This is a genomic window from Halomonas sp. HP20-15, from assembly GCF_033446685.1.
Classification (GTDB): domain Bacteria; phylum Pseudomonadota; class Gammaproteobacteria; order Pseudomonadales; family Halomonadaceae; genus Modicisalibacter.
This window is the reverse complement of sequence record NZ_JAWQLY010000002.1, coordinates 453,187-475,671: the sequence shown is the minus strand read 5'-3', so window position 1 is coordinate 475,671 and position 22,485 is coordinate 453,187. Positions and strand designations below refer to the sequence as shown.

20 protein-coding genes and 1 tRNA gene are annotated in these 22,485 nt (G+C 63.2%); 3 read left to right on the top strand and 18 right to left on the bottom strand.

All coding sequences use genetic code 11. The features are described 5' to 3' along the window. Nucleotides 1-166 precede the first annotated feature (166 nt). The gene (locus tag R6258_RS04625; protein ID WP_318447978.1) at nt 167-685 is read left to right on the top strand and encodes a GspH/FimT family pseudopilin; all 519 of its coding nucleotides are present in this window, start codon (nt 167-169) and stop codon (nt 683-685) included. Here R6258_RS04625 and R6258_RS04620 read toward each other — a convergent pair. The 16 genes from R6258_RS04620 to rplU form a co-directional block, all read right to left on the bottom strand. Further along, nucleotides 682-1,104, bottom strand: a complete 423-nt coding sequence (locus R6258_RS04620; RefSeq protein ID WP_318447976.1) for a type IV pilin protein — start codon at nt 1,102-1,104, stop codon at nt 682-684. The genes R6258_RS04625 and R6258_RS04620 overlap by 4 nt on opposite strands. Then, nucleotides 1,104-5,621, bottom strand: a complete 4,518-nt coding sequence (locus tag R6258_RS04615) for a pilus assembly protein (protein ID WP_318447974.1) — start codon at nt 5,619-5,621, stop codon at nt 1,104-1,106. Before R6258_RS04615 ends, R6258_RS04620 begins: the two co-directional genes overlap by 1 nt. Before the next feature lie 52 nt (nt 5,622-5,673). Further along, on the bottom strand, nt 5,674-6,225 hold the full coding sequence (locus R6258_RS04610) for a PilX N-terminal domain-containing pilus assembly protein (RefSeq protein WP_318447972.1): 552 nt from the start codon (nt 6,223-6,225) through the stop codon (nt 5,674-5,676). Beyond that, a complete protein-coding gene (locus R6258_RS04605; protein WP_318447970.1) occupies nt 6,222-6,995 on the bottom strand; it encodes a PilW family protein in 774 nt (257 codons plus the stop codon). Before R6258_RS04605 ends, R6258_RS04610 begins: the two co-directional genes overlap by 4 nt. Then, nucleotides 6,992-7,453: a type IV pilus modification protein PilV gene (pilV, locus tag R6258_RS04600; protein WP_318447968.1), complete on the bottom strand. Its 462-nt coding sequence runs from the start codon at nt 7,451-7,453 to the stop codon at nt 6,992-6,994. The genes R6258_RS04605 and pilV overlap by 4 nt, the downstream gene beginning before the upstream one ends. A gap of 125 nt (nt 7,454-7,578) precedes the next feature. Beyond that, entirely contained in the window at nt 7,579-8,532 is a 954-nt protein-coding gene (ispH, locus tag R6258_RS04595) for a 4-hydroxy-3-methylbut-2-enyl diphosphate reductase (RefSeq protein ID WP_318447965.1), read from the bottom strand. A 63-nt stretch (nt 8,533-8,595) separates the two neighbouring features. Continuing rightward, entirely contained in the window at nt 8,596-9,045 is a 450-nt protein-coding gene (gene fkpB, locus R6258_RS04590) for an FKBP-type peptidyl-prolyl cis-trans isomerase (protein WP_318447963.1), read from the bottom strand. Nucleotides 9,046-9,068: 23 nt separating this feature from the next. Beyond that, nucleotides 9,069-9,548 (bottom strand): signal peptidase II, encoded by a 480-nt coding sequence (gene lspA, locus R6258_RS04585; RefSeq protein WP_318448047.1) that lies wholly within the window; start codon nt 9,546-9,548, stop codon nt 9,069-9,071. Nucleotides 9,549-9,612: 64 nt separating this feature from the next. Next, nucleotides 9,613-12,453, bottom strand: coding sequence for an isoleucine--tRNA ligase (gene ileS / locus R6258_RS04580; protein ID WP_318447960.1), 2,841 nt, complete (start codon nt 12,451-12,453; stop codon nt 9,613-9,615). A gap of 10 nt (nt 12,454-12,463) precedes the next feature. After that, nucleotides 12,464-13,531 (bottom strand): bifunctional riboflavin kinase/FAD synthetase, encoded by a 1,068-nt coding sequence (gene ribF / locus R6258_RS04575; RefSeq protein ID WP_318447958.1) that lies wholly within the window; start codon nt 13,529-13,531, stop codon nt 12,464-12,466. Between the two features lie 106 nt (nt 13,532-13,637). Beyond that, a complete protein-coding gene (gene murJ, locus R6258_RS04570) occupies nt 13,638-15,161 on the bottom strand; it encodes a murein biosynthesis integral membrane protein MurJ (RefSeq protein WP_318448045.1) in 1,524 nt (507 codons plus the stop codon). A 448-nt stretch (nt 15,162-15,609) separates the two neighbouring features. Further along, complete coding sequence (rpsT, locus tag R6258_RS04565; RefSeq protein WP_136068395.1) at nt 15,610-15,876, bottom strand: 30S ribosomal protein S20; 267 nt, start codon at nt 15,874-15,876, stop codon at nt 15,610-15,612. A gap of 189 nt (nt 15,877-16,065) precedes the next feature. Then, nucleotides 16,066-17,214 carry a glutamate 5-kinase gene (gene proB / locus R6258_RS04560; RefSeq protein ID WP_318448042.1) on the bottom strand — a complete coding sequence of 383 codons (1,149 nt, stop codon included), beginning with the start codon at nt 17,212-17,214 and terminating at the stop codon, nt 16,066-16,068. Between the two features lie 31 nt (nt 17,215-17,245). After that, a complete protein-coding gene (gene cgtA / locus R6258_RS04555) occupies nt 17,246-18,442 on the bottom strand; it encodes an Obg family GTPase CgtA (RefSeq protein WP_318447954.1) in 1,197 nt (398 codons plus the stop codon). Between the two features lie 86 nt (nt 18,443-18,528). Further along, a complete protein-coding gene (rpmA, locus tag R6258_RS04550) occupies nt 18,529-18,786 on the bottom strand; it encodes a 50S ribosomal protein L27 (RefSeq protein ID WP_318447951.1) in 258 nt (85 codons plus the stop codon). A 36-nt stretch (nt 18,787-18,822) separates the two neighbouring features. Beyond that, a complete protein-coding gene (rplU, locus tag R6258_RS04545; protein ID WP_318447949.1) occupies nt 18,823-19,134 on the bottom strand; it encodes a 50S ribosomal protein L21 in 312 nt (103 codons plus the stop codon). Between the two features lie 313 nt (nt 19,135-19,447). On the opposite strand from rplU, the gene ispB reads away from it, so the two are divergent. Both ispB and R6258_RS04535 read left to right on the top strand, forming a co-directional pair. Continuing rightward, the gene (gene ispB, locus R6258_RS04540; protein ID WP_318447946.1) at nt 19,448-20,422 is read left to right on the top strand and encodes an octaprenyl diphosphate synthase; all 975 of its coding nucleotides are present in this window, start codon (nt 19,448-19,450) and stop codon (nt 20,420-20,422) included. 74 nt (nt 20,423-20,496) lie between these two features. Then, a tRNA-Pro gene (locus R6258_RS04535) sits at nt 20,497-20,573 on the top strand. A gap of 94 nt (nt 20,574-20,667) precedes the next feature. On the opposite strand, the gene R6258_RS04530 is transcribed toward R6258_RS04535, so the two are convergent. Together R6258_RS04530 and R6258_RS04525 are read right to left on the bottom strand one after the other, a co-directional pair. After that, nucleotides 20,668-21,969, bottom strand: a complete 1,302-nt coding sequence (locus R6258_RS04530; protein ID WP_318447943.1) for a TRAP transporter large permease — start codon at nt 21,967-21,969, stop codon at nt 20,668-20,670. Next, the gene (locus tag R6258_RS04525; RefSeq protein WP_318447941.1) at nt 21,966-22,463 is read right to left on the bottom strand and encodes a TRAP transporter small permease; all 498 of its coding nucleotides are present in this window, start codon (nt 22,461-22,463) and stop codon (nt 21,966-21,968) included. Before R6258_RS04525 ends, R6258_RS04530 begins: the two co-directional genes overlap by 4 nt. Nucleotides 22,464-22,485: the final 22 nt, after the last annotated feature.

Here is a 22,485-nt window from a genome sequence, read left to right as displayed (position 1 = left end):
GCCGCCGACGATCAGGAAATCGGGATGTTCGGAATGGAAGTGGCTGGCAGTCACGCAAAAGCCTCCAGGCTGCGTTAGTTACACAAGCTCACGGAACGCTTGATGCGCGGGGCGCTTTCCCGGAAGCTTCGTGGAGCCCCATTCTAATGCAGTGAGTGTCTTTCGCATGAGCGTGTCCCGTAACCGAGGTTTCACCTTGATCGAACTGTTGGTGGTGATCGCGATCATCGGCATCCTCGCGGGCTGGGCCGTGCCGAGCTTCTCGCAGCTGGCCGCACGCAACGCCCTCGACCGCCAGGCCGACCGCCTGTGGCAGGCTATTTCCGCAACACGGCTCGAGGCCGCCGAACGGCGGGCTACAGTCCACCTATGCCCGAGCGAGGACGACAGTACTTGTACGAACGACTGGCAGAACGGCTTGATAATGTTCGAGGATGCCGATGACGACGCCATCCTCGATGGCGGCGAGACGCTTATCCGGCGTTATCCGGCCAATGTCGGCGCGATAAGGATTACGAACAACAGTAATCAGTCCAACGGATTCAGCTATCAGCCTACGGGTTTCACCACGGAACCCGGCACCTTCGACCTGTGCCATCCCGACCTAAAGAGCGGCAATGCCCGCCAGATCGTCACCAGCTTCGGGCGGGTTCGCCGTGCCCGCGATGACAACGCCGACTGCTAGTTCCAGCAGTCGCTTGCCGCAGCCGTCTGAGTGCCATCCTGGCCAAGCGTCAGTGTACCGCACGGGTCGTCGGCTTGGGCGCCCTGTGGCGTTGCGGTGATGGTGAAGTTACTGCCATTGCCGGAAACCGTGACCTTTAGCGTATAGCGCTGAGTGCCGGAACTGGGGACGGCGTCGGGCGCTAACGCCGGCGTCATTGTCGACGGCACTTGATCGCTTCCATCGGTGCCGTAACTGTAGGTCTGGCTGTAGTAGCGCTCCAGGCGCTGGGCCATCTCGTGCATCGAGGCCTGAGCCTGGGCGCGGTAGGAGCGATCCACATAGCGTTCGTAGGAGGGCCAGGCGATGCCCGCCAGAATGGCGATGATCGCTACCACGATCATCAGCTCGATGAGTGAGAAGCCACGCTGCTTGTTCATCAGTTCTCCAATTCGCGCCATGAGACACGTCCCAGTTCCAGCGGATTCAAGGGCGTCCCGCGATAGCTTTGTGTCTGGGCTCCGGTATTTACCGAGAGCTTGTTCTCGGTATTGTCCTCTAGGTTGGTATCGATGACCGGCGTATAGATCGCGCCTTGCGTGCCGATACCTACCGGCACCACATCACCCCCGTTATCGGAATCAACGACCTTGTCTTGCCCATTGACGAGCCCATCGCCGTTCGCGTCATTGGCGGGCGCGTCTGGAGCCAGGCCATCGAATGCCGATAGCTCATAGAGAAAACCATTGTCCTCCGCGCCACATAGTCCCTGCCCTGGTATCAAGCTGGTAAAAATGATGTGATTGCCATGCAAGGCCGGCGCATCGATGACACGTTCGTTACCCGGAAAGTCCATATGCCAGCCATTGGCAGCGTACGTCCCCTTACTGGGCGGATTCTCGAAATAACGCAGCGTCACTGAATTGCCGTCCTCATCGATACGCTCCTGGGTCGCCAACGTACGCTCCGCCAAACTGGACCGTGTAAGCGGATCATCGGATGGCCCCCGGCTGCCGTCATCACGTATCGCATAGAAACCATCGACGGCGCCGCGTGCCTGGGATGTTGGCAGGGAACGCCCCGGACGACTCCCGGTACCGAAGAAAACCATTAACCCGCCCTCGGGATGCCGTCCTACTTCCACGGCTGTGGTGATCAATGGATAGGCATCACCTTGCTTGGCGGTAAACAGATGCGTAATGGAGTGCTGCCAGGTAGACGAGTCGCCGCTCAAGTCGAAACGCCAGAGGTTGCCCAGCAGGTCGCCGGCATAGGCGGTATCCATCTGACCATCCTTGTCCCGATCGATCAGGGATGCCGTGGAAAGGCCGTTCTCTCCGGCATTGGCCGCAGAAGGTGGCACCAGGCGCATCACGTCGCCGGTAGAGATGGTGCCGTCAGCGGCGGCATCAAGATAGATGATGTAAAGAGCAGCCTTGCCGGAGGGGCTGAAATAGCCATTGCCGAATACCAGCGCGTAACGTCCGTTCTCGAGCTGAACGATGCTTGGCCGCCCGTAGATATAGCCTAAATGCAGTTCATCTGTATCGGAGCCGGCGCTACCTTCCTCATCCTCGCCCTCATCGCCGCCTTCGCTGCCGCCAAACAGCCGCTGTTCGGTGGCCGGGCTATATTCGAAAAGCGCTAGCTGATTTGCATTCGCTTCACTGAAATTATCGGGATCGGTGACATCCAGCGTAAAGATACCCCGTCCGCCGGAGCCAAGCCCACTGGCCAGTACCGAATGCCAACTAGCATCGCTTTGCCCGCCCCAGCGCGCATCAAGCACCGTCGGACTACCATCGACATAGAAGCGATGCTCGTAGTCCGGGTCAGCCAACTCGGCGACCGAGTCAAGCAACATCCCCGGGACATAGGCAATTTCTTCATCGCCGGTTGCAGCGTTGAAGCCATGCAACATGGCGTCATTCGCTCCCACGTAAACCATCGGGGTGCGCTGCTTGTATTCGTTAACGAACTGGAGATACGACGTGTCTTCGACATTCTCAGGCACGTAGTAACTGTCGGGTGAAGCCACCACAAAAGGGCGCGAATCGATGATGTCGCCAAGTGGTGCCGCGCTATTGTCCAGCCAGAGTCGTTCTCGGAACTGGCCGTCTTCGCCGGGATCGCCTCTCAGGTAGCTCACGATAGCTTCGGCATCTTCAAGCTGCTGGGGTAGTTGATTGGCCTCGAACGGCACACCTTGCCCTGTCGCCGGATTGGTAGAGATGACCTGGCGATTGCCATTGCCGGATATCAAGGCATTCAAGCGTTCCCGCGCACTCCATTTACGGCCTGCTATTCCGGCCGACGAGGTGTTATAGGCAATAAGATCGCCCGACCAGCTATTGAGGTTATTGTAAACCGTTTGAAAGACCGCACCATCGTAGTTGGTGCTGTAACCCAACCCCGAGCCCGTCTGGTTGGAACTCGTCAGAACGCCACCCAGTACATTCCTCAGTGAGGCAGCAAGCTGGTTGATGTTATTGACTTCAAAATAAGCCTTTTCGCCCTCATCGTTACCATATTTTGCAGCGTAGTACAGCGGCGGCCTTAACGAAGAGGCACTGGCTGAGCTTCCAATATGGTAGCTCATAGTTGTAGCCGCATTGCCTACGGAGCACCCATTGCTACACAAAGAGCCTCTATAGTTGCCAACCCCGGAGTGAGCGACAAAGCCATCGCTAGCCACTCGTGTACCGTTGTTATTCATGACGAACTCGGTGCTCGAAGTCGAAGTGTAGCGGCCATCTGTGCCGCTCAGCACGTACCCGACTCCAGCGGTTCTGCCAGACGAGTCATTGACCACATCCGTCCTGATATTCAAACGATCCCCAACTCGTTCATAGGAAAAAGTCATTTCGTAATCGGAATCGTAATCGCCGCCGAACTCGGAATCCTCCCAGGTAACATCGAAGCTACCTGAGTTCTGACCTAGTTGCTTGGGTCTAAAATCGACGATCGAGCATCGCCCATTGTCCTGGGTATTGTTACAGGCGGGCACGATCTTGGCATCACCAAGATCGATAATGGGCGTGTTTGCCGCGAGTCTAACCGCATAGGTGCTGACGTTTTCACCCTGAGTGTCACTTTCATTACGGATAATGGGTGTTTCATAAGCATATTTGGCCAAACCAGCTACGTTATAGCTACCGCCGACCCCCGGCGCGCCTGGGCAGATACCTCTAACATTGGAAAAATTTCCCGAATTGACGGTCTTGGCAGTGCAAAGGCGGTCATTGTCCGCGCCCGACTCACCCACAAAATATTTCCCGCTGATATTTTCGCTTTCAGCAATTTTATTAGTCCAACTCCTTACACTACCGCTGCGCAAAGAAATCTTTGACAAGTCAGCGTCATTATCAAACGAGACTTCACTAGAGTTAATCAAAATCATGGAATGCGAGGCACACCACTCGGCATCACTATCGTTAGACCACTCGGGTGAGCTTAATCCTTTTACATAATTGCTTTCCACGCTTCCAGTTCCGACGCTGAATGACTCGGTCCTGGCAGCCCCCGTCAAGTAATTAAGGGCCTCAGCAGTAATTTCCGAGAATGGGTTACCCCAACTCGAGCATCGGCCATTGCCAACATTTCCAAAGTAGGTGCCCCACGTACAACTATCATTAGTATTATAAGTTCCATCATTGTTGCCATAGGTATAACGAGAAATACGGAAAGCATCGATATTACTGACTATGCCATCGACATCAAGAAACTCGCCTGTGCTAGGGTTTATTTCATCATTAAAACTGCGCACATTGGAGCGTAAAACGCCACCCTGAGTATTCTTAGCGTAGGAACCGGTTGTCAAGCCAAAATCGATACTGTCGGCATACTCGTGCAACAATCCGGTTGGCTTCAACTGCTGAGAGTCGGGATAGGCTTTGCACCCCTCTTTCGAGTGGCTACATACCTCGACCCGCACAAGATATTCCTCGCCCAAGCTGTTGCTCGACTTATCGGGGCGCTTACTACCATCTCCATTGCTACGCTTCGATTCGTTACGCCAGGTGCACTGCCAGCGTTCATTGGCAGCCCAGTTCCGCCACTCACCCTCGGCAACGCGAATCAACGGCGGTTCATCAACATCCTTTGACTGCCCAGTGCCGCCATAGCCTGTGGTATTGCAGAATGAAACTGAGCTGTTTCCGTCAAAGGGAGTGTGCCGATTAAGTAATGGCCTATTACTAACTACCTTTACAAAAGAGTGCGCATCGTAGGGCAGATAGGCACGTTCCAAAATAGTCGTCTGTGAATCATTGTCACGAAACCGCTTACCGCCATATAGGACCTTGCGTATTATATCCATCCGGGTCATAGAGACCCAATTCAGAAAATTGCCGCTCCATTTCTTATTGTCAGCACAGAAGTAGGCTCCATTAATCCTCGAGGAATATTCGAAAGCTCCCCCATCGAGCGAGGGATTATAAACATAGCAGGCATCACTATCAAAGTAGCCATAATACTTTATATCTTCGTCAAACGTGGCATCGATATCGCCATCGCCATCGACGTCGCTCCAGTCCGTGTAAGCCTTGAAGAAAAGCTGATGATCGTTTGACATGACTACCATGGAGCGCGGCTTGACATCCGCCTGGGCATTCTCCGGCGTTTTATAGGGAACCTCGGGGTAGCTTTCCACGATGTCATTATTCTCACCCGAGTCACCCGAACTACCCGAACTACCCGAACTACCCGAACTACCCGAGTCACCCGAACTACCCGAACTACCCGAACCACCCGAACTACCCGAACTACCCGAACCACCCGAACCACCCGAACCACCCGAACTCCCCATCGGATCCGCGCCTACACCTTCATTTCCTGCCGCGCTTTCACCGGCATCATTGCCGCTGCTATTTTCAGTGGGTGTCGGGAAATAACCCATGGCGTGCGCCATTGCAGGCGCAAGCACACATCCCAATACCAAGACCAGCAAGACAGCCAAGGCTCTCGTGCGCATTAGTCCGAATATGGCTAGTTTCCTCGGCGACGGATATTCAAAAAACATAACGGGCCTCGATCACGCGCGATAGCTGGCCTCTCGGACCAAAACCCTGGGCGTAAATACGGAAGAAATGATATTCGCCGACCGCCGTCTCGTTCTTGCCCTCGACCATACTCTGCGGCGGGATGTAATCCTCGATGGCGCCCTCGTCGACGCAGGTAATCACGTAGCGCGGCTGTGTACCTAGCGGCAGGTGCTCGCCATTATTGTCCCCCACCGTGAAATCGACATCGGTTCCATGGTCCGCCAGGCTCTGAAGTACATCGTCGGAGTTGAGCGTGGCCAGGCTATCGATCGTCGGACGGTTGGCTTTGCCCTTACAGAAGCTGGCTAACTGTGGCGCTCCGAGTATTTGTTCGACCGCCTCCTTGAGCGCGGCTTCAGCCGCCTGAAACGCGATCTGGGCCGCCTGATCGTTGCTCGCCAGACGTTGCTGCAAGCGTATGTTTTCGCTGCCGGAGAACGCCATGAGCGCCATCAGCGCGATCAACACCAACGTCACCAGTAGCGCCATTCCCGCTTGGCGACGAAGCGGAGCCATCATGAAGCCACCCCGGCGGAATTGCGCAGCGTCACGATGCGCGTGACTCGCGAGCGCATGTACCGATCAGTGAAGTCTTTGGTCGCGCTACCCGGCCATTGGAAGGACTGCTGGACCGGTGCGTCATAGGTCTGGGCTTCACTGCGAATCAGCAAATCCACCTGGATTGCACGCACGGAGGGCCAGTCGACCGCATCATTGTAAGTCTTGAACTCATCGGAGTCGTCGAGATAGCTGAAGGCGACGGCTTCGACACCATCGAGCAGAGGACTTGTCTGCGGGTCCCCGCCAAAACGGGTTTCGCATTTAAGCGTATCGTCCTCGATAAAGAGGTGTATCAAGGCAATATTGGTATTCTTGGTGATTTGCTGGTTATTGCAGGCCATAGTCGGCTGATTGGCTAGCGCCGCTCCCTGCATGCGCAACCAGAGTTCGCCTGGCTTATTGCTGGCGATGATCCCGCCCGCCGCGAATGGGGGAACTTCGCCACCGCCACCGCCGGTTGGGAAAACGGTCTCTTGATGCATCCACGAGTCGCTATAGCCAGCCAGCATCAACTGCCGGCGTATCTGCTGCATGGCGTAGCGCTGGGCGTCGGTCAGTTCGCTCGAGACGACCGTGGTCTGATAACTCTGACGGCTGGAAAGGTAATAATTGGTCACCAAGGCCACCAGTACCAGGCCGATGGTGATCGAGATCATCAACTCGACCAGCCCTACCCCCGACTGACGTCTTCCGGTCGTGGCTGCGCCGGTCAGGGCGGGGCGCATCATAGACGGGTTTCCAGCATCACACAGCCGCCCGAGTCGGCGGCGGTGCCACAACTGGGCAGCGGGTCGTTGGCCTCGGCGGGTTGCTGGCGCCAATGCAGCGAGATCGTCACCTGAGCCACTTCGCTGGCTTTCGCTACGGCGATCTTCGCCGCCCCGTTGGGCAAGGCGCGCTGTACCTCGCCCAACCAGTCGTGCATGCCGCTGCAGATACTCCCGCCTCCGGCGCAATTGGGAAAGGTGTCATCGTCGTAATCGATCATGAACGCCTCGGCCTGGTCGGGACTGGCGCGCATGCGCTCCAGCGCCGCGGAAGCCAGCGACGTCGCCTCGACGCGCCAGCGAGCATCGCGGGCATCCTGCAGCGTCACCAGTTGCAAGCCGGCGATACCCAGCAGTGCGATGCTGATCAGTAACAGCGCGATGAGCGATTCGATCAGCGAGACCCCGGCTTGTCGCACAGAAGACCCTCGAAAAAAGACAGATTTGTTTCAATATGTATCAGTCTAGCGCAGCACAGTAGCTTTTAATCCATAAAAAAGTCGGGCATAAGCCCGACTTTTCAACGTTCGACGAAGGAGCTATCTCAGCCGCTGACGATGACCTGCTCTCTCAGTTCGCGCGGCATGGAGAAAGTGATGTTCTCCTCGCGGCCCTCGAGTTCCTCGGGAATCTCGGCGCCCAATGTGCGCAGGCGCTCTATTACCCCTTTGACCAGCACTTCGGGCGCGCTGGCGCCGGCGGTGATGCCGATGCGCTCGACGCCTTCCAGCCATGCCGGTTCGATCAGGCTGGCGTCGTCGATCAGTTTGGCCGGTGTGCCCATGCGCTCGGCGAGTTCGCGCAAGCGGTTGGAATTGGAGCTGTTGACGCTACCCACCACCAGCACCAGGTCGGAGTCGGCGGCCAGTTCGCGCACCGCGTCCTGGCGATTCTGGGTGGCGTAGCAGATGTCGTCCTTGCGCGGTCCCTGGATGACCGGAAACTTGTCGCGCAGGGCATCGATCACCCGCGCGGTGTCGTCCATCGATAGCGTCGTCTGGGTGACGAAGGCCAAGCGCTCAGGGTCCTTGACCTCGAGGGCGGCGACGTCGGCCTCGTCCTCGACCAGGTAGACGGCGCCGCCGTGCGAGGTGTCGTAGCGGCCCATGGTGCCCTCCACCTCCGGGTGGCCGGCATGGCCGATCAGGATGCACTCCTGGCCGCGCTTGGCATAACGCAGCACTTCCATGTGCACCTTGGTGACCAGCGGACAGGTGGCGTCGAATATCTTCAGCCCGCGCCGCTCGGCCTCCTGCTGGACGGCGCGCGATACACCATGGGCGGAGAAGATCACCGTGACGTCGTCGGGCACCTCGTCGAGCTCATCGACGAAGATCGCCCCACGCTCGCGCAACGAATCGACCACGAAGCGGTTGTGCACGACTTCGTGGCGCACGTAGATGGGCGGGCCCAGCACGTCGAGCGCCCGGTTGACGATATCGATCGCCCGATCGACGCCCGCGCAGAAGCCGCGGGGGTTGGCCAACTTGATCTGCATGATTGCCTCGCTCGATACGCGCGGTATCAGTGGCGGTGTATAAAAACGCTACGCACGGTCGATTCAGTGAGTCGTCGCCGGCCGCACTTCGATCACCTCGACGTCGAAGGTCAGGGTACGCCCTGCCAGCGGGTGGTTGAAATCCACTTCGACGCGCTTTTCGCCGATCTCGGCGATCACACCCGGCAGTTCGCCGCCCGCCGGGTCGGCGAACGACATCACCAGCCCCTCCTCGAGTTCGGTTTCCGCGTCGAAGCTATCGCGGGGCAGCGATTGAATGTTCTGCGGGTTGTGCTGGCCGAAGGCGTGTTCGGGAGAGATCGTGTAGCTGCCGGTCTCGCCGTCGGTCAGGCCCTTGAGCGGCGCCTCGAAGCCCGGCGGCAGGTTGCCGTCGCCGACTTGGAACGTCGCCGGCTGCTTGTCGCGGGTGGAATCGACCACCGTGCCATCCTCGAGCTTTAGGGTGAAGTGCAGGGTGACTTCCATGCCCTCGCCGATCCGATATTCACTCATCTCATCGCTCCACGTCAGGAGTGTCAGGCCTTTGGACGCCGGGCATCGCGCAGGGTTTCGAGAATCAGCCCGATCGCTCCCAGCGTGATGGCCGTGTCGGCCAGATTGAAGGCGGGAAAATAGCTGCTTTCCCAGTGGAAGGAGAAAAAATCCACCACGTAGCCATGCACCAGGCGATCGTAGAGATTGCCCAGCGCACCGCCGATGATCAGCGCCAGTGAGCCGGCCAGCAGCACTTCACCGCGCTTCAGCCGGGTCAACCAGATACTCAGGCCGATGCTGGCGCCCACCGCGAGCAACGCGAATAGCCAGCGTTGCCAGCCGTCGTGCGTCGCCAGAAAACTGAACGCCGCGCCCGTGTTGTGCAGCAGTGTCAGGTTGAAGACCGGCAACACCTCGACCGGCTGGCCGTAGATCAGCAGGCTGCTGGCGAGCGCCTTGCTGCCCAGGTCGAGGACGACGACCAGCAGCGACAGCCATAGCCAGCGCAGCGGCCGGCGCATCGGCGCGGATGTAGCCTTTCGGGCGTCGCCGGTCTCGGCCGCCCGGGTCTCGGGTCCACTAGGCTCATGCATAGTGCCGCGTCTCCCCGGGACCGTCCGGCAGGTTGCTGATGCAACGCCCGCACAGGTCCGGATGCTCGTCGTGGCTGCCGACGTCCGGGCGATGCTGCCAGCAACGCTCGCACTTGGCGTGCGGGCTGGGAACGACCGCCACCCGCAGGCCGTCGAGCTCGCTGGCTTCGGCCTGCGCCGCGCCGTCGGCGCCCTGAGAGGCCAGATGCACCTCGCTGGTCAGCAGCACGAAGCGCAGCTCGTCGCCCAGTTGGCCCAGCGTCTCGCGCAGTTCGTCGCTGGCGTAGAGGGTGACCTCGGCGGCCAGGCCGTTCTTGATCTGCTTGGCGTTGCGCGCGTCTTCCAGGCACTTGTTGACCGCCTGCTTGACCTGCAGCACCCGCTCCCAGAAGTCGCGGCCGAACGCGGCGCCGTCGTCGAGCGTGGTCAGCCCCGTGTAGTAGCGCTCCAGCAGCACGCTCGGCTTACGCTCGCCGGGGATGTGCTCGTAGATCTCCTCGCCGGTGAAGGAGAGGATCGGCGCGACCCAGCGGGCGAGCGCCTCGACCACGTGATAGAGCGCGGTCTGGCAGCTGCGCCGCGCCAGCGAATCGGCCTGGGTGGTGTACTGGCGGTCCTTGATCACGTCCAGGTAGAAGCCACCCAGCTCGCGCGAGCAGAAGGTATGCACCTGCTGGTAGACGTCGAGGAAGCGGTACTCCTCGTAGGCCTGCTCGATACGCGTCTGCAACTGGGCGGCGCGGTCGACCACCCACTGGTCCAGCGCCAGCATGTCCTCGAAGGCGATGGCGTCGCGCGACGGGTCGAAGCCGTTGAGGTTGGCGAGCAGGAACCGCGAGGTATTGCGGATACGCCGATAGACGTCGGCGGTGCGCTTGAGGATCTCGTCGGAGACCGCCATCTCGCCGGAGTAGTCGGTCGAGGCGACCCACAGCCGCAGGATGTCGGCGCCGAGCTTGTCCATCACCTCCTGCGGGGCGATCACGTTGCCCACCGACTTGGACATCTTGCGGCCCTGGGCATCCACGGTGAAGCCGTGGGTCAGCAAGCCCTTGTAGGGCGGATGGCCGTCGATCGCGCAGCCGGTCAGCAGCGACGAGTGGAACCAGCCGCGGTGCTGGTCGGAACCTTCCAGGTACAGGTCGGCGCGCGGGCCCTGCTCGTGGCCCAGCGCGTGGGAGCCGCGCAGCACGTGCCAGTGCGTGGTGCCGGAGTCGAACCACACGTCGAGGGTGTCGGTGACCTTCTCGTAGTCGCCAGCCTCGGCGCCGAGCAGCTCGGCGGCGTCGAGACGGAACCAGGCGTCGATGCCCTCGGCCTCGATCAGCTCGGCAACCGCTTCCATCAGCTCGAGGGTACGCGGATGCAGCTCGCCGCTCGCCTTGTGCAGGAAGAACGGGATCGGCACGCCCCAGTTGCGCTGGCGGGAGATGCACCAGTCGGGACGGTTGGCGATCATCGAGTGCAGGCGCGCCTTGCCCCAGGCCGGCACGAACTGCGTCGCCTCGATGCCTTCCAGCGAACGCTCGCGCAGGGTCTTGCCATCCTCGCCCTGGATATCCATGCCCACGAACCACTGCGCGGTGGCGCGATAGATCACCGGCGTCTTGTGCCGCCAGCAGTGCATGTAGCTGTGAGTGATCTTCTGGTGGGCCAGCAGTGCGCCAACCTCCTCGAGCTTGGCGACGATCTGCGGGTTGGCCTTCCAGATCAGCTGACCGCCGAAGAACGGCAGGTCGTCGACGTAGACGCCGTTGCCCTGCACCGGGCTTTCGATCTCGCTGAACTCCATGCCGTGGGCGCGGCAGGTCACGAAGTCATCCATGCCGTAGGCCGGTGCCGAATGGACGATCCCGGTGCTGCCCTCGTCGGCGCCCACGTAGTCGGCCAGGTAGACCGGCGAGCGGCGATCGTAGAACGGGTGGCGGAATTCGATCAGATCCAGCGCCTCGCCCTTGGCGGTGGCGATCATCCGACCCTGCAGGCCGAAGCGCTCCAGGCAGCTCTCGACCAGCTCCTCGGCCAGCAACAGCAGGCGATCGCCGACATCGACCAGCGCGTAGCTGAACTCCGGGTGCACGTTGAGCGCCTGGTTGGCGGGAATGGTCCACGGCGTGGTGGTCCAGATCACCACGGCGGCGGGCTTGGGCAGCTCGCTCAGCCCGAACGCCGCGGCCAGCTTGGTGTCGTCGGCGCTGGCGAAGGCCACGTCGATGGCGTCGGATTGCTTGTCGGCGTACTCGACCTCGGCCTCGGCCAGCGCCGAGCCACAGTCGAAGCACCAGTTGACCGGCTTGAGCCCCTTGAACACATAGCCGTGGCGAACCATCTCGGCCAGCGCACGCACCTCGCCGGCCTCGTTGACGAAGTCCATCGAGCGGTAGGGATGCGCCCAGTCGCCGACCACGCCGAGGCGCTCGAAGTCCTGGCGTTGGCCCTGGATCTGCTCACCGGCATACTCGCGGCACAGCGCACGGGCCTGCTCCGGCGGCAGGTGCTTGCCGTGCAGGGTCTCGATCTTGTGCTCGATGGGCAGCCCGTGGCAGTCCCAGCCCGGCACGTAGGGCGCGTCAAAGCCCGCCAGGCCCTTGGCCTTGACGATGATGTCCTTGAGGATCTTGTTGACGGCGTGACCGATGTGGATGCTGCCGTTGGCGTAGGGAGGGCCGTCGTGGAGCACGAAGGATTCCCGCCCCTGCCCGGCGTCGCGCAACCGCTGGTAGAGATCGAGCTCCTGCCAGCGCGCAAGGCGCGCCGGTTCCCGCTTGGGCAGATTGCCGCGCATCGGGAAGTCGGTTTCTGGCAGGTTGAGGGTGTGCTTGTAGTCGCTCATAGCCTTGGAGTCAGCCGTCGTCGTTGTCGGCGGCTGGGGCCGCCGGGGATTCGGAAGTCGTCGGCATCGCCGCCAGCGGCGCCGATGCCAGAAAGGATTGCCAGGCCGAGTCGTCCGTGGCGGCCTCAACCGAGCCGCCATCCGCCAGCGCGACGCCCCGGAAATAGTCCCGTGCTCGCGCCTGGTCGCGTTGGATCTGGCGCTTGAGCGCCTCCAGCCCGTCGAAGGTCAGCTCGCCGCGCAGCCGCGCGCAGGGCACCACGGTGATGCGCTGGCCGTAGAGGTCGCCGTCGAAATCGAACAGATGGACTTCGAGCACCGGTCGCGGCGTGCCCACCGTCGGCCGCCAGCCGATGTTGGCGACCCCGGTGAACTCGCGACCATCGGCGAGCCGGGTGAGTACGGCATACACGCCGCGTAGCGCCATCGGTCCGGGCAGCAACGGCAGGTTGGCGGTGGGCACGCCGATCGTGCGGCCCAGCTGCTGATCGCGCACCACGCGTCCCGCCAGTCGGTAGGGCCGGCCCAGCATGCGCTGAGCCTGGGCGAAGTTGCCGCTGGCCAGCAGCGTGCGTACCCGCGAGCTCGAGACCCGTTCGTCGTCGAGCACGAAGGTGCGGGTATGCTCGACGGCGAAGCCGCGCGCCTCGCCGACCTCGCGCAGCAGCGCGAAGTCGCCGACCCGGTCGCAGCCGAAGCGGAAATCATCGCCGACGACTAGATGGCGAACGCCCAGCCCGTCGACCAGCACCCGGTCGATGAACGCCCGTGCCGTCAGGCTGCGCAGTGCCTCGTTGAACGGCAGGCAGACCACCCGCTCGGCGCCGTGTTCGGCAAGCAGCCGGACCTTGTCGCGCAGCCGGGTGAGCCGCGGCGGCGCCTGGTCGCCGGCGAAGTACTCGCGCGGCTGCGGCTCGAAGATCACCACCGCCACCGGCAGTCCCAGCGCGGCGGCACGATCGCGCAGCTGATCGAGAATCGCCTGGTGCCCGCGGTGCACGCCATCGAAATTGCCGATGGTCGCCACGCAGCCCCGGTGCTTCGCCGTCAAGTTGTGCAAGCCGCGAATCAGTTCCATACGTCCTTCACGATCACAAATGGCTCCATCACGCACCGGGAAAGCCTTCGATTATAACGAAGGGGGGTGGCCTTGACAGCCGTCGCACTGCATATCAACGCCGTGCTCAACTGCGCAGCCGGAAGTGACGCACGCGCACGCCGGTCACCGCCAGCCAGGCGAAGTACACCACGGCGCCCCCCGTGACCAGCGCGGCCAGCGTGCCGGCCCGGCGCCATACGCCCCACTCTAGCCACACATGCCAGTCGGGCGCGAACCACCACAGCGTCAGCGTCATCAGCGCACAGCCGCCCAACAGCTGTAGCGCGTAGCGTCCCCAGCCGGGCTGAAACGCCAGCACCCCGCGGCGGCGCAGCCCGCGGGCCAGCAGCCCGGCGTTGAGAAACGCCGACAGCGCAGTGGCCAGCGCCAGCCCGGCGTGGGCCAGCGGCAGTATCAACGCCAGGTTGAAGACCATGTTGGCGACCATCGCGACCACCCCGATCTTGACCGGCGTGGCGGTGTCCTGGCGGGCGAAATAGCCCGGCGCCAGCACCTTGATCAACATGAAGGCGATCAGCCCCAGGGCATAGGCGCGCAGGCTCATCGCCGCCATGGCGATATCGCGATCGGTCATCGCGCCGTAGTGGAACAGGCTGACCAGCAGCGGTTCGGCGAGCACTTCCAGCGCCAGCGCCGCCGGCAGCCCCAGCAGCAGTACCGCGCGCAGCGCCCAGTCGAGCATCTGCGCGAAGTGCTCGGCCGAGCGCTCGGCGTGACGCTTGGACAGCGCCGGCAAAATCACCGTGCCCAGCGCCACGCCGAACACCCCCAGCGGCAGCTCCACCAGGCGATCCGAGTAGTACAGCCACGACACGCTGCCGTCGCTGAGCAGCGAGGCCAGCACGGTATCCAGCAACAGGTTGATCTGCGACACCGAGACGCCGAACAGCGCCGGCGCCATCAACCACAGGATGCGCCTGACGCCGGGATGCCGGAAATTCGGCCAAGGCCGCGGCAGCAATCCCAGCCGGGCCAGGAACGGCACCTGGAACGCCAGTTGCGCGGCGCCGGCGATCAGCACGCCCCAGGCCAGCGCCATCGACGGCACGCTCATCCACGGCGTCAGCCATACCGCCGCGCCGATCAATGCCAGATTGAGCAGCACCGGCGTGAACGCCGGCACGGCGAAGCGGTTCCAGGTATTGAGCACGCTCCCCGAGAACGCCGTCAGCGAGATCAGCAGCAGATAGGGGAAGGTCAGCCGCAGCATTTCGGCGGTCAACGCCAGCTTGTCGGGGTCGCGGGCGAACCCCGGAGCGAAGGCTATCGCCAGCCATGGCGCCAGCACGATCGCCAGCGCGGTCATCAACGCCAGGACCACCGCCAGGCTGCCGGCCACGGCATCGAGCAGCTCGCGCACTTCCTCGCGGGTGCGTCGGGAGGCGTATTCCGAGAGCACCGGCACGAACGCCTGATTGAACGCACCCTCGGCGAACAGCCGGCGCAAGAAGTTGGGGATCTTGAAGGCGACGAAGAACGCATCCGCGCCGCTGCCGGCACCGAACAGCGCGGCGATCGTCACGTCCCGCGCCAGCCCCAGCACCCGCGACAGCATGGTCATCGCGCTGACCACCATGCCCGAGCGCAGCAGGCCGCCGCTCGCCGGCGTCGCGCGACCCGCTACGACGCCCGGCGCCGCGTCACTCGGCGCGGCATCGCCAGCGGTCGGGGCATCCAGCGAGACGGGATCGTCCTGCGCATCATGCACCGCTCTATTGGGCTCGTCGTCGGGCTGCACCGTGCTAATCCCTTCCCGTGTCCTGGCCCGCCATGTGCGGGCCTATCACGCCTGCATCGTAAGAGGGTGTTTAAAAAGGGCTACGCTCGACAATACGGCGTTAAAACCATCCTCAATATGCTCATTTAACCCCATGTAAACTCCGCTATTTCGTCTGATTTTGCCTTGCCTTGTCTTCGCTCGCCTGCTTTGAAAGCACCCTCTAAACGGCATGCACAAAAAAACCGGCCGCAGCCGGTTTTTCTCGGGTCTCCCGCCGCCCGTTGGGGCTAGGCGAGACACCTCAGCGACGTCCGGCTTACGCAGCCAGCGCCTTGACCCGCTTGTTGAGGCGGCTCTTCAGGCGCGCGGCCTTCTTCTTGGAAATCGCGTCCTTGTCGGCGATGCGGTCGATGACCGGCTGCGCCGCCTTGAAGGCGTCCATGGCCTGGGCATGATCGCCGCCCTGCACCGCCTTGATCACGCGCTTGATGTAGGTACGCACCATCGAACGCTGACTGGCGTTGTGCTTGCGACGCTGTTCGGCCTGACGGGCACGCTTCTGTGCTTGCTTGGTATTCGCCACCGTAATCTCCTTGGAGAACCATAAAATGCGGTGTAAGTGTTTGATCCGATTCGGTAATCAGATGCTTCCAAACCGGTCTGGCCATGCAGCAACGAACTCGCTGGTGACGGCCATGTCTGAGAGGATGCGGCATTCTATCACGCGCCACCGTGGCTTGCCACAGGGCGCATGACGACTGGCCTGCGAGGGTTAAACGACCACCAGATTGTCGCGGTGGATCAGCTCGGGGGCTTCCATGTAGCCGAGGATCGCCTCGATCTGATGGCTCGGCTGACCGGCGATGCGCGCCGCCTCGTCGCTGCCGTAGTTGACCAGCCCCTTGGCGACCCGCTCGCCCTGTTCGTCGACACAGACCACCATGTCGCCGCGCACGAACGCACCGCTGACCGCCTTAACGCCGACCGGCAACAGGCTCGAGCCCCGATCGCGCAGCACGCTGACTGCGCCGGCATCCAGCGTCAGGCTGCCGCGCACCTGCAGCTGCCCCGCCAGCCAGCGCTTGCGCGCCGCCAGCGGCGCATGCTCCGGACGCAGCAGGGTCCCCAGGCGTTCGCCGTCGACCAGCCGGGTCAGCACCTCGGCCTGGCGACCGCTGGCGATCGCCGTGACCGCCCCGGAGCGCGCCGCCAGCCGCGCCGCGCGAATCTTGGTGGCCATCCCGCCGCGCCCCAGTGCGCCGCCACCGCCGGCTACCGCGGCCAGTTGCGGATCGCCGGCCCGGCCCTCGTGAATCAGCCGGGCGGCGGCGTTGTGACGCGGGTCGGCGTCGAACAGCCCCTCCTGGTCGGTGAGGATGACCAGTACTTCGGCCTCGAGCAGGTTGGCGACCAGCGCGCCCAGGGTATCGTTGTCGCCGAAGCGGATCTCGTCGGTGACCACGGTATCGTTCTCGTTGATCACCGGCACCACGCGCAGGTCGACCAGCGTGCGCAGCGCCGAGCGGGCGTTCAGGTAGCGCTTGCGGTTGGACAGGTCGTCGTGGGTCAGCAGGACCTGGGCACTGCGCAAACCGTGGCGCGCGAAATGCCCTTCGTAGCACTGCGCCAGGCCGGTCTGACCGACCGCCGCCGCGGCCTGCAGCTCATGGACCGCCGACGGCCGCATGCTCCAGCCCAACCGGGCCATGCCCGCCGCCACCGCGCCGGAGGAGACCAGCACCACCTCGATGCCGCGCGCGTGCAGGGCGGCGATCTGATCGACCCAGCCGCCGATGGCGGCCTCGTCGAGGCCGCGTCCATCATTGGTCAGCAACGCACTACCGATCTTGACCACCACCCGACGCGCGCCGGTCAGCGCCTCACGGCCCGGGGCCCGCTCGCCCCTGTTATCTTCCGCCATCACGACCCAGCCTCATCTCAGCCACACCGCCCTACGGCGTGTATTCGACCTCGACGTCGTAGTCATCGTCATCGAAGTCGTCGTCGTCGTCCTGATCCGCCTCGACCGGCTTGCGCTTGCGGCTCAGCCGCGCCTCGGCACGCGCCACCGCCTCGGCCTCCATTCGCGCGCGCATCTCGCGCTCGAACTCGGCGGCCGACTCGTCCTCGGCCTCGAGCCGGCGCTGCTCGGTCAGCCAGCGATAGACCGCCTGGACCAGCGGCGCGGTGCCCTCGCTCGAGATCGCCGAGGTCCGAAATACCGGCCCCTGCCAGCCCAGCGCGTCGACGATCGCCTGGGCCCGCGCCTCGCGCTCCGCCTCGTGCAGCAGGTCGAGCTTGTTGAGCACCAGCCAGCGCGGTCGCTCGGCGAGCGCCGGGGAGAACTGCTCGAGTTCGCGGGCGATGGCGCGGGCGGAGTCCACCGGGTCCGACTCGTCGAAGGGCGCGACATCGACCACGTGCAACAGCAACCGCGTGCGGGTCAGGTGCTTGAGGAAGCGCAGCCCCAGCCCGGCGCCGTCGGAGGCCCCCTCGATCAAGCCCGGCACGTCGGCCATCACGAAGTGCTCGTGGGTGCCCAGCTTGACCACCCCCAGGTTGGGCACCAGCGTGGTGAACGGGTAGTTGGCGACCTTGGGCTTGGCGGCGGACACCGCGCGAATCAGCGTCGACTTGCCGGCATTGGGCATCCCCAGCAGACCGACATCGGCCATCACCTTCATCTCCAGGCGCAGGTTGCGGCGCTCGCCCGGCGTCCCCGGGGTGGTGCGCCGCGGCGCGCGGTTGGTCGACGACTTGAAGTGGATATTGCCCAGTCCGCGGCGCCCACCCTGGGCGACCAGCACGACCTGGCCGATCTCGGTGACGTCGGCGATCACCTCGAGGGTGTCCTCGTCGATCACCGTGGTGCCCACCGGCACCTTGACGTGCAGCTCGTCGCCGGCCTTGCCGCTCATCTGGCGACCCTGCCCGGGCTGGCCGTTCTGCGCCTTGTAGAAGCGCTGGTACTTGAAATCGATCAGGGTGTTCAGCGCGTCGTCACCGATCAGGTAGACGCTGCCGCCATGACCGCCGTCGCCGCCATCCGGGCCGCCCTTGGGCACATACTTCTCGCGGCGGAAACTCAGGCAACCGCTGCCGCCATTGCCGGCCTCCACGATGATCGAGGCTTCGTCGACGAACTGCATCTGACATTCTCCTGACGGCCACCGCCGCCATATACGAAAAGGCCCCGCGCTGGCGGGGCCTTTTCAGTGCTCGTTCGAGAGAGGTCTCAGGCGGAGACGACGCTCACGAACTTGCGGTTTTTCGGACCCTTGGTCTCGAACTTGATCACGCCTTCGTCCAGTGCGAACAGGGTGTGATCCTTGCCGATGCCCACACCGGTGCCGGCGTGGAAGCGCGTGCCGCGCTGGCGGACGATGATGTTGCCCGGGGCCACGACCTGGCCACCGAACAGCTTGACGCCCAAGCGCTTGGATTCGGAATCGCGACCGTTACGTGTACTACCGGCTGCCTTCTTATGAGCCATTGCAAAGTCCTCGCAGGTTCAGGGGAGTGCTACCGCTCAGGCGGAAATCCCGGTGATCTTGACTTCGGTGAACCACTGACGGTGGCCCTGACGACGCATGGAGTGCTTGCGGCGACGGAACTTGATGATGGTGACCTTCTCGCCACGGCCGTGGGACACGACCTCGGCGGAAACCTTGGCACCATCGACCAGCGGTGCGCCGACCTTGACGTCGTCGCCATCGGCGACCAGCAGTACCTGGTCGAAATCCAGGCTGTCGCCGGTGGCCACTTCAAGCTTCTCGAGCTTCAGGGTCTGGCCTTCCTGGACGCGGTATTGCTTACCGCCACTCTTGATAACAGCGTACATACTTTGTCTCCAGACACTCATCGGGGATTGGCTCTTCATCGGCCTGCGGCGAGTGGCGCCCCTTCCGGCAGCCATCTGACAGGGAGCGTGATGAGTTAGGGTCGCGGATTATAACCATCGGCGCCGGAGTTCACAAGGGGATCGCGCAGGTGGATCCCGCGTGACGCCTCGCCTTGACGCCCCCCACCCCCCCTCATAGCATAGCGGGCAAGCCATGGCCGGCGCCGGACGCAGGAGCGACCCATACGGCGCCTCGAAGAAACGCTGGACGCGCGTCCCGGGTTTCGCCAACTCCCTGACAGACAGCCACTACATGCAACCCAACGCATCGCCTATCCATGCAGCGGTGGCCGAGGACTTCGCCGCCGTCGACCGCACCGTACTCGCCCAGTTGAACTCGCGGGTTCCGCTCGTCGAGACCATCGGCCATTACATCATCGAGAGCGGTGGCAAGCGCCTGCGCCCGCTGCTGGTACTGCTTTCGGCGCGCGCGCTCGGCTATGCCGGCGACAAGCACATCACCCTGGCCACGCTGATCGAGTTCATGCACACCTCGACGCTGCTGCATGACGACGTGGTCGACGAATCCAGCCTGCGCCGCGGACGCACCACCGCCAACGAACACTGGGGCAACGCGCCCTCGGTACTGGTCGGCGACTTCCTCTATTCGCGTTCGTTCCAGATGATGGTCGAGGTCGGTTCGATGCGGGTCATGGAGGTGCTGTCCGCGGCCACCTGCACGATCGCCGAGGGCGAGGTGCTGCAGCTGACCAACGTCGGCAACCCGGACATCGACGAGACCGCCTACTTCGACACCATCCACGGCAAGACGGCAATGCTGTTCGAGGCCGCCTCGCACAGCGGCGCGATCCTCGCCGAAGGCAGCGACGAGCAGCAAGAGGCACTGCGTCTCTACGGCCGCTACCTGGGACTCGCCTTCCAGCTGATCGACGACCTGCTCGACTACCAGGGCGATGCCGACACCATGGGCAAGAACGTCGGCGACGATCTGGCCGAGGGCAAGCCTACCCTGCCGCTGATCCACGCCATGCGCGAAGGCAGCCCCGAGCAGGCCAAACTGATCCGCCGGGCGATCCGCCAGGGCGGCCTCGAACGGCTCGACGAGGTACTGACCATCGTCCACGCCACCGGCGCGCTCGAGTATACCCGCACGCGCGCCGAAGAGATGGCCGAGCGCGCGCTGGAACAGCTCGACATGCTGGCGCCGAGCCGCTATCGCGACACCATGGCGGAGCTTGCCCGACTGGCCGTGGACCGCCAGTCCTGAGCGTCGCACGGGGGTTGCCAAGCGCCTTGCAGTGCGTATAATGCACCTCCGTTGAGGCACACGCCCAACCGCGTCGGAGTATAGCTCAGCTTGGTAGAGCGCTGCCTTCGGGAGGCAGAGGTCGTAGGTTCGAATCCTGCTACTCCGACCAAGAACATCGCAAAAACCGCCACCGTCGGATCGCTCCGGGTGGCGGTTTTCGTATGCGCGCCATTCCTAGGCCGTAGTGACGCTGAGACCCGAGGTCAGAACATCTTTCCCGGTAGCCATAGCGTCAGCGCCGGGATTGCCGCCAGCAACACGAGCCGCACCACATCCGCCAGGATGAAGGGCAATATCCCGCGAATGACCGTCCGCTGGGTCAATTCCGGCTGGGTCGCCTGCACCACGAACAGGTTCATGCCGATAGGCGGAGTGATCAGGCCGATCTCGGCGACCGTCACCACGAGAATGCCGAACCACACCATGTCGAAATCCAGCGAGGCAGCGACCGGCGCCAGGAACGGCACGGTCAGCAGAATCATCGACATGGCATCCATGAAGCAGCCGAGGATGATGTAGAACAGCATGATCAGGGCCAGCACCATGGCCGGGGATAACCCGCTCCCGTCGATGCCGTCGATCAGCGCGCGGGGCAGCCCCGTGGTCTCCAGGAAGTAGTTGAACAGCGAGGCGCCGATCAGGATGAAGAAGATCATGCCGGAGAGCCCGGCCGTTTCCAGTACCGCCCCCCGCAGCGCATCACGCGTCAATTCGCCGGACAAGAGCGCCAGGACAAAGGCCCCCACGGCGCCGACCGCGGCGGCCTCGGTCGGCGAGAACCAGCCGAGATAGATGCCCCCGATCACCAGCGCGAACAGCACTACCACGCCCCAGACCCGGCGTAGCGCGGCCAGCCGCACGCCCCATCCCGCCCGGGGCGTGGATGGCGCCAGATGCGGCGCCATACGCACGCGCACCACGATCGCCAATCCATACAGCAGCGCACCGAGGATGCCGGGCAGGATGGCGCCGATGAACAGTTGGCCGATCGACGTCTGGGTGAGAAGGCCGTAGATCACCAGCAGGATGGAGGGCGGAATCAGTACGCCCAGCGTGCCGCCCGCGGCGATGGACGCCGACGACAGCGAGCCGTCGTAGCCTCGCTTCTGCATCTCGGGAATGGCTACCCGCCCCATGGTCGCGACCGTGGCCAGTGACGAGCCGCAGATGGCTCCGAAGATGGCGCAGGCGCCCACGCCGGTGACGGCGAGCCCGCCGCGAACATGGCCGAGAAAGCTGTTGACCATGTCGAACAACGAGCGCGACAGCCCGGCACGGGCCGCGAAGACGCCCATCATCACGAACAGCGGCACCACGCTGAGCGAATAGGGAAAGATCGCCTCGAAGGGGGAAGACCCCAGGATGAAGCCGGCGCCCATGACGCCGTTCAGCCACCAGAAGCCCCCGACACCGACGAGCGCCATGGCCACGGCAACCGGGAATCCGAACGCGATCAATACCAGGGTGAGGCCAAAGCCTGCCAGGCCGAGCATGGCACCGCTCATGGGCTTGCCTCCGTCGAGGGGACCGGCTGTCGAGACGGCGTCAGTCCCAGCGCGACCCCGACGATGGAGAGTCCGATGCCAAATAGCAGCGGCAGCCAGTAGTAGAAGATCGGGATGCCCAACTGTTGAGAGCGATCACCGAACATCATCTGCTGCTGGAAGGTGGCGTGACAGAAGTAGAGCATCATCGCCAGCAGCGCCATGGCCGCGAGCCCCGCGACGCCGCGCATCACGCCCGTCAGCCGGCGGGGCAGCGACTCGACGAGCAGGTCCACCCCCACGTGCGCCCCGGTCATGAAGGCGTAGGGAATGACCAGCCAGGCGCCGCCCAGCACGAACAGCTGGACCAGATCGACGACGCCGGGCACGGCGTGGCCCAGCTGGCGGCCGATGACGTCGGCCACGGTCAACAAGGCGGCCGCCGCGTAGGCGGCGACTCCCGTCACCGCGGACAGCGTGACGAGCGACCGCAACCCCGCTATCAGATAATTCATACAAGAACTCGCATCGCTAACG

Coding starts and splice junctions, on each gene's coding strand:
- R6258_RS04625 (WP_318447978.1), top strand. CDS start 167: ATGAGCGTGTCCCGTAACCGAGGTTTCACCTTGATCGAACTGTTGGTG.
- R6258_RS04620 (WP_318447976.1), bottom strand. CDS start 1,104: ATGAACAAGCAGCGTGGCTTCTCACTCATCGAGCTGATGATCGTGGTA.
- R6258_RS04610 (WP_318447972.1), bottom strand. CDS start 6,225: ATGATGGCTCCGCTTCGTCGCCAAGCGGGAATGGCGCTACTGGTGACG.
- R6258_RS04605 (WP_318447970.1), bottom strand. CDS start 6,995: ATGATGCGCCCCGCCCTGACCGGCGCAGCCACGACCGGAAGACGTCAG.
- ispH (WP_318447965.1), bottom strand. CDS start 8,532: ATGCAGATCAAGTTGGCCAACCCCCGCGGCTTCTGCGCGGGCGTCGAT.
- fkpB (WP_318447963.1), bottom strand. CDS start 9,045: ATGAGTGAATATCGGATCGGCGAGGGCATGGAAGTCACCCTGCACTTC.
- lspA (WP_318448047.1), bottom strand. CDS start 9,548: ATGCGCCGGCCGCTGCGCTGGCTATGGCTGTCGCTGCTGGTCGTCGTC.
- ileS (WP_318447960.1), bottom strand. CDS start 12,453: ATGAGCGACTACAAGCACACCCTCAACCTGCCAGAAACCGACTTCCCG.
- ribF (WP_318447958.1), bottom strand. CDS start 13,531: ATGGAACTGATTCGCGGCTTGCACAACTTGACGGCGAAGCACCGGGGC.
- proB (WP_318448042.1), bottom strand. CDS start 17,214: ATGGCGGAAGATAACAGGGGCGAGCGGGCCCCGGGCCGTGAGGCGCTG.
- cgtA (WP_318447954.1), bottom strand. CDS start 18,442: ATGCAGTTCGTCGACGAAGCCTCGATCATCGTGGAGGCCGGCAATGGC.
- rpmA (WP_318447951.1), bottom strand. CDS start 18,786: ATGGCTCATAAGAAGGCAGCCGGTAGTACACGTAACGGTCGCGATTCC.
- rplU (WP_318447949.1), bottom strand. CDS start 19,134: ATGTACGCTGTTATCAAGAGTGGCGGTAAGCAATACCGCGTCCAGGAA.
- ispB (WP_318447946.1), top strand. CDS start 19,448: ATGCAACCCAACGCATCGCCTATCCATGCAGCGGTGGCCGAGGACTTC.
- R6258_RS04530 (WP_318447943.1), bottom strand. CDS start 21,969: ATGAGCGGTGCCATGCTCGGCCTGGCAGGCTTTGGCCTCACCCTGGTA.
- R6258_RS04525 (WP_318447941.1), bottom strand. CDS start 22,463: ATGAATTATCTGATAGCGGGGTTGCGGTCGCTCGTCACGCTGTCCGCG.